7 protein-coding genes are annotated in these 10,585 nt (G+C 74.7%); 3 read left to right on the top strand and 4 right to left on the bottom strand.

The window, feature by feature from the left end:
• Positions 1-364 precede the first annotated feature (364 nt).
• From ACFW1I_RS22555 to ACFW1I_RS22545, 3 genes are all read right to left on the bottom strand, one after another.
• Positions 365-2,296: an ABC transporter ATP-binding protein gene (locus ACFW1I_RS22555; RefSeq protein WP_384672738.1), complete on the bottom strand. Its 1,932-nt coding sequence runs from the start codon at positions 2,294-2,296 to the stop codon at positions 365-367.
• 136 nt (positions 2,297-2,432) lie between these two features.
• Positions 2,433-5,357 carry an FAD-binding and (Fe-S)-binding domain-containing protein gene (locus ACFW1I_RS22550; protein WP_384672736.1) on the bottom strand — a complete coding sequence of 975 codons (2,925 nt, stop codon included), beginning with the start codon at positions 5,355-5,357 and terminating at the stop codon, positions 2,433-2,435.
• Between the two features lie 34 nt (positions 5,358-5,391).
• Positions 5,392-5,838 (bottom strand): MarR family winged helix-turn-helix transcriptional regulator, encoded by a 447-nt coding sequence (locus ACFW1I_RS22545; RefSeq protein WP_384672812.1) that lies wholly within the window; start codon positions 5,836-5,838, stop codon positions 5,392-5,394.
• Positions 5,839-5,951: 113 nt separating this feature from the next.
• On the opposite strand from ACFW1I_RS22545, the gene ACFW1I_RS22540 reads away from it, so the two are divergent.
• The 3 genes from ACFW1I_RS22540 (at position 5,952) to ACFW1I_RS22530 (ending at position 9,307) form a co-directional block, all read left to right on the top strand.
• A complete protein-coding gene (locus ACFW1I_RS22540; RefSeq protein WP_384672733.1) occupies positions 5,952-7,784 on the top strand; it encodes an ABC transporter ATP-binding protein in 1,833 nt (610 codons plus the stop codon).
• 287 nt (positions 7,785-8,071) lie between these two features.
• Positions 8,072-8,938 carry an endolytic transglycosylase MltG gene (gene mltG, locus ACFW1I_RS22535; RefSeq protein WP_384672731.1) on the top strand — a complete coding sequence of 289 codons (867 nt, stop codon included), beginning with the start codon at positions 8,072-8,074 and terminating at the stop codon, positions 8,936-8,938.
• A gap of 54 nt (positions 8,939-8,992) precedes the next feature.
• Positions 8,993-9,307, top strand: a complete 315-nt coding sequence (locus ACFW1I_RS22530) for a hypothetical protein (RefSeq protein ID WP_384672729.1) — start codon at positions 8,993-8,995, stop codon at positions 9,305-9,307.
• Here the strand turns inward: ACFW1I_RS22530 and ACFW1I_RS22525 are convergent.
• Complete coding sequence (locus tag ACFW1I_RS22525; RefSeq protein WP_384672810.1) at positions 9,297-10,418, bottom strand: NAD(P)-binding domain-containing protein; 1,122 nt, start codon at positions 10,416-10,418, stop codon at positions 9,297-9,299. The genes ACFW1I_RS22530 and ACFW1I_RS22525 overlap by 11 nt on opposite strands.
• Between the last annotated feature and the right edge of the window lie 167 nt (positions 10,419-10,585).

Here is a 10,585-nt window from a genome sequence, read left to right as displayed (position 1 = left end):
GCGCCCGCGTGGGTGCCGCCCCCCGCCCCGGCGCGGGCGGGGGGGCCCCCCCGGCCCCGCCCCCCCCCCCGGGTCGGCGTAGGGGAGTTGATGGATCTGCATGACGTCCCCAGGGGTGCTCGGGGGCGGACAGGGGGGATCCAGGCGCACGCGGGCGTGCGTCGGCCGGGGCCCCGGCGAGGGACCCCATGGGTACGGACCCCGGGGTGCGGGATCCGTACCAGGCTCGCCCCCCGCCGGGGCGCGCGGCAACGGGTTTTCCGGCGGCGACGGCACGGACCCGGCCGACGCCCGCGCCCGTACCGCCCCTGCCGGAAAGCCCTGTCACCCCTGCCCTTCACCCCTGCCCGTCGCCCCTGCTCCGTCACCCCTGTCCCGGGGACTCCTCCGGCTGCCGCTGCCCCGGTACGCCCCGGTCGTTCTGGAGCTCCAGGAGCTCCCTGAACAGCCCCGGGGCGGCGGAGAGTTCGGCGAAGGTGCCCTCCTGCACGATCCGGCCGTGGCCGAGGACGACGATCCGGTCGGCGACGGCCACGTTCGCCAGCCGGTGGGTCACCAGCACGACGGGCCGCCCCTCGGCGACCTCCCGCAGCCCGGCGAAGATGCGGTGCTCGGCCCGGGCGTCGAGCGCGCTCGTCGGCTCGTCGAGGACGAGCACCCCGGGCCGGTAGAACGCCCGGGCGATCGCGATCCGCTGCCACTGCCCGCCGGACAGCTCGACCCCGCCGAACCACTCCCGCGCCAGCAGCGTCCCCCAGCCGCTGCGCAGCCCGTCCACCACCTCGCCCGCGCCGGACCGTTCGGCGGCCCGCGCCAGCGCCCGGTGCCCGCCGTGCGGCTGGCCCAGCGTCACGTTCTCCTCGGCGGACAGCGGCCAGTGCGCGAAGACCTGCGGGACGACCGCCGTGTGCCGCCACATGGCGTACGCGTCCAGCTCCCGCACGTCCCGCGCGTCCCAGGTCACCGTGCCCTCCGTCGGCAGGTACAGGCCGGTGAGCAGCCGGGACAGGGTGGTCTTGCCGGAGCCGTTCTCGCCGACCAGGGCGACGATCTCGCCGGCCCGCACCTCCAGCGTGACGTCGGTGAGCGCGGGCCGGTCGGCGTCCGGGTAGCGGTAGCCGAGCCGTTCGGCGCGGACGGTCTTCGGCGGGTCCGGGACGACGGTGCCCCGGTCCAGCCGGTGGCCGCCCGCCTCGGCGATGAAGTCGGCCCAGTCGTCGACGTACAGCCCGGTGCGGAAGATCCGGGTGCCGTAGCCGACGATCCCGTACAGGTTGTTGCCCACCGTCTGGAGGGCGAAGACCGCGGTGCCCGCCGACGCGAGCGTCATCCGCCCGGAGGCGAGCAGCAGCACCAGCGCGCCCCACATCACCGCAGAGGCGACGCCGCCGGCCGCCGAACCGGCCATCGCCCACCGCGAGCCGCGGTGGATGGACCGGTCGGTGACGGCGTCCACCCGGGCGCCGATCTCGCGGTAGCGGCCGAGCAGGAAGCCGAACATGGTGCCGGAGCGGAGCTGGTCGGCGATCTGCCGGTCCGCGATGTACCAGCGCAGATGGCCCAGGGTGCGCCGCTCGGCGGAGACGGCCCGGCTGCTCTCCCACTGCAGGTGCGCGCCCTTCATCCGGGCCAGCGCCTGGGGGAGCACCGCGAGCACGAGCAGCGGCAGCAGGACCGGGTGCAGGACGGCGACGACGCCGGCGGCGGCGATGATCGAGGCGAGGCAGGACATCAGCATCTGCGACTCGGTGATGAGGTCCTTGGCGACGTCGGCGCCCCGGTCGGCGTGGTCCCACTTGTCGTTGAAGCCGGGGTGGTCGTACGCGGTGAGCTCGGCGTTCGCGGCCGCGTGCAGCATCTCCAGCTCGGCCTCGCGGGAGATCCGCGGCGACAGGCGGGAGGAGACGTCGGAGATCACGATCCCGAGGACGGCCCGCAGTCCGACGGCGGCGGCGATCAGGGTGATCGCGGGGAGCGCCTCGACGAGCCGGTCCCGGATGTCGCCGGGGGCGACGAGCGAGGTGAGGGTGGCGCCGGTGGCGACGAGACCGGTGGCCTCCAGGGCGGCCGACAGGGCCTGGCAGGAGAGGAGCAGGGTGACGGCCCTGCGGTCCACCCGCCAGCCGAGCGCGAGCCCTCTGCGGACGAGCTGCGGCAGCCGGCGGGCCATCACCCACGGCGAGGTGGGTCTGCCTTCGAGGGCGGTGAGTTTGCCCGGCTGGAAGCGGTACTCCTCGGCGGGCGGCGCCGGAGCCGGGTCCGGCGCCGCGGTGTCGGTGGTCTGCTCTGCGGTCACGGTGGTGTGTCCCCCGTCCGAGTGACGACACGGAAGGGGAGGTGTTACCCAGCCTGGTCCGCGGCGCACCGGCCGGCGGGCGGTTCACCCGCCGGGGGGAGCGGTTTCCGGACAGCGGCGGGGTCAGGGGCGGGGGTCAGGGGCGGGTGGCCCGCTCCAGGGCGAGGAGGGCGGAGGCGTACCGGCGGCCGGTGGCGCGGTCCATGCCGATCTCGCACATCCGGTTCGCGGAGAGGTGGGCGTCGAAGGGGCGGGCGGTGACCTCCGCGGCCTCGCGGGCGGTGGCCGAGGCGGTCAGTTCGGGGTGGAGCATGCCCCGGTCGCCGGCGAAGGCGCAGCAGCCGGCGTCGACCGGCACGACGACCTCGTCGGCGCAGAACCGCGCGATCTCGGTCAGCTCGTCCGCGTCGCCGAGGTGCCGCATCGAGCAGGTGGGGTGCACCACCGCCGAGTCGACCCGGCGGCGGGCGTCGAGCCGGGGGAGGAGTTCGTCGGCGGCCCACACCAGGGAGTCCACGACGGTCAGTTCGGCGTGCAGCGCGCGGTTGTCGTCGGTGAGGTGGGGGACGACCTCGTGGGCGATGCCGAGGGTGCAGGAGGAGGCGTCCACGACCAGCGGGAGCCGGCCGCCGGCGGTCCAGCCCCAGGCGGCCTCGACGATCCGGTTGGCCATCACCGCGTTGCCCTCCTCGTACCCCTTGGAGTGCCAGATGGTGGCGCAGCACGTGCCGGCCACGTCGTCGGGGATCCACACGGGGCGGCCGGCCCGGGCCGACACGGCGACGACGGCCTCGGGCAGGGAGGGGCCGTCGACGCCGTCCGGGTTGCCGAAGATGCGGTTGACGCAGGCCGGGTAGTAGACGGCGGTGGCCGCCGGGCGGTGGGTGCGGGGCAGCCGGCGGGCCGCCGCGCCCGGGATCTCGGGCAGCCACTCCGGTACGAGGTCGGGCCGGACGGCCTTGCGGGCGAGGCCGGTCACCCGCTCCAGGAAGCCGTCGCCCATCCGGTCGGCGGCGCCCACGGCGAGCCGCGCGGAGCCCTCCACGGCGCGGAAGTGCCGGGCGGCGAGGGCGGCGATCCGCTCCTCGCGGGGGGAGTGCCGGGCGTGCCGGAAGTCCTTCATCAGCGCGCCGGTGTCGATGCCGACGGGGCAGGCCAGCTTGCAGGTGGAGTCGCCGGCGCAGGTGTCGACGGCGTCGTAGCCGTACTCCTCCAGGAGCCGCTGCTCGACGGGGGAGCCGTCGGCCTGCCGCAGCATCTCGCGGCGCAGCACGATCCGCTGGCGCGGGGTGGTCGTCAGGTCGTGGCTGGGGCAGGTCGGTTCGCAGAAGCCGCACTCGATGCAGGGGTCGGCGATCCGCTCGACGGCCGGGATGGTCTTCAGGCCGCGCAGATGGGCCTGGGGGTCGCGGTCGAGGACGATCCGGGGGGCCAGGACCCCGTCCGGGTCGACGAGTTCCTTGGTCCGCCACATCAGGTCGGTCGCCTTCGGGCCCCACTCCAGCTCCAGGAAGGGGGCGATGTTCCGGCCGGTGGCGTGCTCGGCCTTGAGGGAGCCGTCGAAGCGTTCGACGGTGAGCTTGCAGAAGTCGTCCATGAAGGAGGCGTACCGCTCGACGTCGGCCGGGTCGGCGGCGTCGAAGGCGAGGAGGAAGTGCAGGTTGCCGTGGGCGGCGTGGCCGGCGACGGCCGCGTCGAAGCCGTGCCGGGCCTGGAGGTCGAGCAGCTCCGCGCACGCCTCGGCGAGCCGGGACGGGGGCACCGCGAAGTCCTCGGTGATCAGGGTCGTGCCGGAGGGGCGGGAGCCGCCGACGGCGGTCACGAACGCCTTGCGGGCCTTCCAGTGGCGGCCGATGACGGCGGCGTCCCGGGTGAAGGCGTTGTCGACCGAGGGCACCGGGGCGACCAGGTCGAGCCCGGCCAGGACCTCGCCCGCCGCCCGCTCGTACGCGGCGAGGGCCGGCTCGTCCGGGGCCCGGAACTCGACGAGCAGCGCCGTGGTGTCCCTCGGCAGCTCCGCCCAGTCGGCCGGGACGCCGGGCACGCTCACCGAGGCCCGCAGGGTGTTGCCGTCCATCAGCTCGACGGCGAGCGCCCCCGCCTCGTTGAAGCGGGGGACGGCCGCGGCGGCGGCGGGCAGGGAGGGGAAGAAGAGCAGGGCCGTGGAGACGAGCCGGTCGAGCGGGAGGGTGTCGAAGACGAGCTCGGAGAGGAAGCCGAGGGTGCCCTCGGATCCGACCATCAGGCCGCGCAGGATCTGCACCGGGGTGGCGCCGTCGAGGAAGGCGTCGAGCCGGTAGCCGTTGGTGTTCTTGATCTCGTACTTGGCGCGGATCCGGGCCGTGAGCTCCGGGTCGGCCTCGATCTCGGCCTTGAGGGCGAGCAGCCCCGCGCAGAGGCGGGGCTCGGCGCGGGCCAGCTCCTCGTCGGCGGCCGGGTCGGCGGTGTCGACGACGGTGCCGCCCGGGAGGACGAAGGTCAGCGAGGAGACCGTCCGGTAGGAGTTCCGGGTGGTGCCCGCCGTCATGCCGGAGGCGTTGTTGGCGACGACCCCGCCGAGCGTGCAGGCGATCGCGCTGGCCGGGTCGGGGCCGAGCACCCGGCCGTACGGGGCCAGGGCCGCGTTGGCCCGGACGACGGTGGTGCCGGGGCGGATCCGGGCCCGGGCGCCGCCGTCCAGGACCTCGACGCCCGCCCAGTGGCGGCGGACGTCGACGAGGATGTCCTCGCCCTGTGCCTGGCCGTTGAGACTGGTCCCGGCGGCCCGGAAGACCACCTCGCGGCCCTTGCCGTGGGCGTAGGACAGCACGGCCGAGACGTCGTCGACGTCCTCCGCGACGATCACCACCTGCGGCAGGAACCGGTAGGGGCTGGCGTCCGAGGCGTACCGCACCAGGTCGGAGACGCGCGACAGCACCTTCTCCGGCCCGATCAGCGCCGCCAGGTCCTCGCGCAGCCGCCGCGGGGTGCCCCGCGCCTGGAGGTCCGGGACCCGGTCCGGCGCCGGGGTCCGCTTCCGGCCCGGGCGGAGGGCCCGCGGGTTCGGTTCCAGCAGCGGCATGGCACGACTCCCCTCGGCGCGGGCGCCGGCGGCGTCAGCAGCCGCTCTCCGGGACGGGCCCGGCCAGGGCGGTCAGCAGACCTCCGAGCACCTCGCGCTGTTCGACGGTCAATGGAGCCAGGATGTCCTCTGCGGCCGCCCGGCGCGCGCTGCGCAGCTCCCGCAGCGTGGCGCGGCCCTCGTCGGTGAGCTCGATCCGGATCACCCGGCGGTTGCTCGGATCGGGCACCCTGCGCACCCGCCCGGCCGCCTCCAGGCCGTCGACGAGGCTGGTCACGGCGCGGGGGACCACTTCGAGGCGGGCGGCGAGGTCGGCCATCCGGGGCGGGGTGTCGCCGTAGTGCGCGACCACGCGCAGCAGCCGGGACTGGGCCGGGGTGATGCCGACCGGCTCCAGGTGGCGCTTCTGGATGCGGTGGAGCCGGCGGGTGAGCCGGAGCAGCTGCTCGGCGAGGAGCCCGTCGGGGTCGGGGGCGGACACGGCGGGGGTGTTCATGCGGGAACAATATCAGGACCACACTCATTGTGAACATAGGTAAGAGTGAGCTACAGTCCGAAGCGCACCCTCATGTACGCGAACCCTCGAAGGAGCCCATGCGCCCCCACGACGAGTCCACCTGGACACCACCGCCGCGCGATCCCGCGCAGCCGAAGGAGCCCGCCCAGCTGCGCCGCATCCTCGGCCTCTTCCGCCCCTACCGCGCCCGCCTCGCGCTCGTCGGCCTCCTGGTCGGCGCCGCCTCGCTGGTGTCGGTCGCCTCCCCGTTCCTCCTCAAGGAGATCCTCGACACCGCGATCCCCGAGGGGCGCACCGGGCTGCTCAGCCTGCTCGCCCTGGGCATGATCGCCACCGCCGTGCTGACCGGCGTCTTCGGCGTGCTCCAGACGCTGATCTCCACCACCGTCGGCCAGCGCGTCATGCACGACCTCCGCACCGCCGTCTACGGCCGGCTCCAGCGGATGCCGCTCGCCTTCTTCACCCGGACCAGGACCGGCGAGGTCCAGTCCCGGATCGCCAACGACATCGGCGGCATGCAGGCCACCGTCACCTCCACGGCGACCTCCCTGGTCTCCAACCTCACCGCGGTCGTCGCCACCGTGGTCGCGATGCTCGCCCTCGACTGGCGGCTCACCGTCTTCTCGCTCCTGCTGCTCCCCGTCTTCGTGTGGATCAGCCGCCGGGTGGGAAACGAGCGCAAGCGGATCACCACCCAGCGGCAGAAGCAGATGGCCGCCATGGCGGCGACCGTCACCGAGTCGCTCTCCGTCAGCGGCATCCTGCTCGGCCGCACCATGGGCCGCGCCGACTCGCTCACCGAGTCCTTCGCCCGGGAGTCCGAGCGCCTCGTCGACCTCGAAGTGCGCTCCTCCATGGCCGGACGCTGGCGGATGTCCGTCATCGGGATCGTCATGGCCGCCATGCCCGCCCTGCTGTACTGGGCGGCCGGCTTCGCCGTGGCCGGCGGCGCCGCGATATCGCTCGGCACCCTGGTCGCCTTCGTCTCGCTCCAGCAGGGCCTCTTCCGGCCCACCGTGAGCCTGCTCTCCACCGGCGTCCAGATCCAGACCTCGCTCGCGCTCTTCCAGCGCATCTTCGAGTACCTCGACCTCCCGGTGGACATCACCGAGCCGGACGAGCCCGTCCGGATCGGCGCTGTCCGCGGCGAGATCGGCTTCGAGAAGGTCCGCTTCCACTACGACCCCGAGCGCGCCGGCCGCCCCACCCTGGACGGCATCGACCTGACCGTGCCCGCCGGGAGCAGCCTCGCCGTCGTCGGCCCCACCGGCTCCGGCAAGTCCACGCTCAGCTATCTGGTGCCGCGGCTCTACGACGTGACCGAGGGCCGGGTCACCCTGGACGGCGTCGACGTGCGCGACCTCGGCTTCGACACCCTCGCCGGCGCGATCGGCGTCGTCTCCCAGGAGACGTACCTCTTCCACGCCTCCGTCGCGGACAACCTGCGCTTCGCCCGGCCCGACGCCACCGACGCGGAGATCGAGGCCGCCGCCCGGACCGCGCAGATCCACGACCACATCGCCTCGCTGCCGGACGGCTACGACACCCTGGTCGGCGAGCGGGGCTACCGCTTCTCCGGCGGCGAGAAGCAGCGCCTGGCCATCGCCCGCACGATCCTGCGCGACCCGCCGGTGCTCATCCTCGACGAGGCGACCAGCGCCCTCGACACCCGCACCGAGCACGCGGTCCAGCAGGCCATCGACGCCCTCTCCGCCGGCCGCACCACGATCACCATCGCCCACCGCCTCTCCACCGTCCGCGACGCCGACCGGATCGTCGTCCTGGAGGCGGGCCGGATCGCGGAGAGCGGCACCCACGAGGAGCTGATGGCCGCGGACGGCGCCTACGCCGCCCTGGTCCGCCGCGACGAACAGGCGAACGTGGGAGCGGTTGTTCCCACGAACGTGTGATCGTCCCCGGATTCGTTGCCCAACTCCCGTACGGCGTCGGATGATTACGGTGCGCAAGCGACGGGCTGCAGACCGCGACTGCGCTGTCCCACGAAACACCTGTACGAGGAGAAGCACCACCATGAACGTCATCACCAACCTGCTCGCCGGCGTCGTCCACTTCCTGGGCTGGCTCGTCTGACGCTCGCAGCTCCCGGCGCCGCCGGTTCCCCGTCCCAGGGGACCGGCGGCGCCGCCGTGTGCGCGGGCTCCCCGGAATCCCCACCGGACCGGGTTACGGTGCGGCCATGCCGTACCGGTCCCCCTCCCCGTACGCACCCCGCCGCCGCCCCCGGCTCACCCGCCGCGGCCGGCTGGCCGTCCTCGCCGGCGCCCTGCTCGCCCTCGCCGTCGCGACCGCCGTCCCGCTCCTGCTCCTCCTCCCGCGCGACGAGCCCGCCGCCCCGCCCGCACCGCCCACCCTCCTCGTCCCCGAGGGCTGGCGCTCCACCCAGGTGTACGAGGCCGTGGACCGCGCCCTCGCCCTGCCCGACGGCACCGCGCGCAAGGCCGCCACCGCCCCCGCCGCCGCGCTCGGCCTCCCGGCCGCGGCCGGCGGCAACCCGGAGGGCTACCTCTTCCCCGCCACCTATCCGCTCCCCGAGGGCACCACCGCCGAGGGCCTGCTCCGCTTCATGGTCGGTGTCGCCGGCCGCCGCTTCGGCACCCCGGCGACCGCCGAGGCCGCCCGCGCCCAGGGCCTCACCGCCCACCAGGCCCTGATCGTCGCCAGCATCGCCCAGGCCGAGGCGGACACCCCCGAGGACATGGGAAAGGTGGCCCGGGTCGTCCACAACCGCCTGGCCCGCGACATGCCGCTCCAGATGGACTCGACCCTCAACTACGCCCTGGGGCGCAGCACCGTCGACACCACCCTCGACGACACCAGGAACGGCAGCCCGTACAACACCTACGCGCGCAAGGGTCTCCCGCCGACGCCCATCGGCAACCCCGGCGAGCAGGCCATGGCGGCCGCCCTCCACCCGCCGACCGGCGACTGGCTCTACTTCGTGACGGTGGCCCCCGGCGACACCCGCTTCACATCCGACCACACGGCGCACCAGGCGAACGTGGCCGAGTTCAACGAGCGCCGGAGGCAGCAGCGGGACGGGTAGGATATCGACCGATTTGTGCGGTATCGCGAGCGCGTCCGGCTCGTTGGGCAGCGCATGAAGCAGCTCAGACGACGTCGCTGGATCTGGTCACCCATCACCTCCTGGCAGGCCAGACGGCTGGCCCGGGTGACCGGCGCGGACTTCGACGAAGCCTGGGTCGAGATCCGGCTGACCACCCATCCGGACGAGCGACATTTCGCCCTCGCGCACGACGTCCTCACCCAGGTCCTCCTCACCCGGAGCGCCGCCTGCCTGGAGGAGGGGCTGAGATACGCGCCGGAGGCGGGGACGCGGTGCGTGCCGGAGACGGGACCGCGGTACGCGCCCCAGGGGGAGTGGCGGCCGCGCGACGGCTCGCTCAGACCGTGACCGGCTCGCGCGCCGGCTCCTCGCCGCGCGGTTCCTCGCGCGCCTCGCGCGCCTCGCCGGGCCGCTCGCCGCGTGCGAGGAGCCGGCGGACGTCGTTGACCGCGGCGCGCCCGGCCCGGTTGGCGCCGATCGTCGAGGCCGATGGGCCGTAACCCACCAGGTGGACGCGTTCGTCCAGGACCGCGCGGGTCCCCTCCACCTGGATGCCGCCGCCCGGAGCCCGCAGCCGCAGCGGGGCCAGGTGGTCGATGGCAGGCCTGAAGCCGGTCGCCCACAGGATCACGTCCGCGTCGACCGTGCGGCCGTCCGCCCAGACGGCCCCGGTCGGCGTGATCCGTTCGAACATCGGCTGCCGGTCCAGGACGCCGTCGGCGAGCCCCGCGCGGATCGCGTCGTTCAGCGGCAGCCCGGTCACGGAGACCACGCTGCGCGGCGGCAGCCCCTGCCGCACCCGCTCCTCGACCAGGGCGACGGCCGCGCGGCCCTCGACCTCGCCGAAGGGGCCCTCCCGGAAGACCGGCTCGCGCCGGGTCACCCAGGTCGTCGCGGCGGCGTGCTCGGCGATCTCCAGCAGGTGCTGGGTGGCCGACGCGCCGCCGCCCACCACGATCACCCGCCGGCCGGCGAACGCCTCCGGCCCCGGGTACCGGGCGGTGTGCAGCTGGAGGCCCCGGAAGGTCTCCTGGCCGGGGTAGTGGGGCCAGAACGGCCGGTCCCAGGTGCCGGTGGCGTTGATCAGCGCCCGTGCCGCGTACACCCCCTCGGAGGTCTCCACCCGCAGCCGTCCGCCCTCGCCCTCCCGCACGGCGGTCACGTCCACGGGCCGGTGCACGCGCAGGCCGAAGTCCCGCTCGTACGCGTCGAAGTAGGCGCCGATCACCTCGGAGGAGGGCCGGGCGGGATCGGCTCCGGTCAGCTCCATGCCCGGCAGGGAGTGCATCCCGTGCACCTTGCCGTAGGTCAGCGACGGCCAGCGGAACTGCCAGGCCCCGCCCGGGCGGGGCGCGTGGTCGAGGACGACGAAGTCGCGGTCCGGCTCCAGGCCGACGCGCCGCAGGTGGAAGGCGGCGGAGAGCCCCGCCTGCCCGGCGCCCACGACCACCACGTCCACGGCGCGGACCGCCTCCGCACCCGTCCCGACCACGTCGCCCGCGGCGACCACCGAATCGTTCACGTTTCTACCAACACGGGTGGGGGGGGGGGTCGTTCTCCGCGCCCGCCACCCCCACCGCCTCGGGCCCCCCGCGCCACGCGCCCCCCCCGCGCGGGGCCGGGGCG

Source organism: Streptomyces sp. NPDC058955 (genome assembly GCF_042741435.1).
Taxonomy (GTDB): Bacteria; Actinomycetota; Actinomycetes; order Streptomycetales; family Streptomycetaceae; genus Streptomyces.
Note: the sequence above shows the minus strand (reverse complement) of the source record. Positions and strands in the feature narration are given on the sequence as shown.

Bases quoted from the DNA above. Each gene is read 5' to 3' on its own strand.
- ACFW1I_RS22530 (WP_384672729.1), top strand. From the start codon at position 8,993: ATGAAGCAGCTCAGACGACGTCGCTGGATCTGGTCACCCATCACCTCC.
- ACFW1I_RS22540 (WP_384672733.1), top strand. From the start codon at position 5,952: ATGCGCCCCCACGACGAGTCCACCTGGACACCACCGCCGCGCGATCCC.
- ACFW1I_RS22550 (WP_384672736.1), bottom strand. From the start codon at position 5,357: ATGCCGCTGCTGGAACCGAACCCGCGGGCCCTCCGCCCGGGCCGGAAG.
- mltG (WP_384672731.1), top strand. From the start codon at position 8,072: ATGCCGTACCGGTCCCCCTCCCCGTACGCACCCCGCCGCCGCCCCCGG.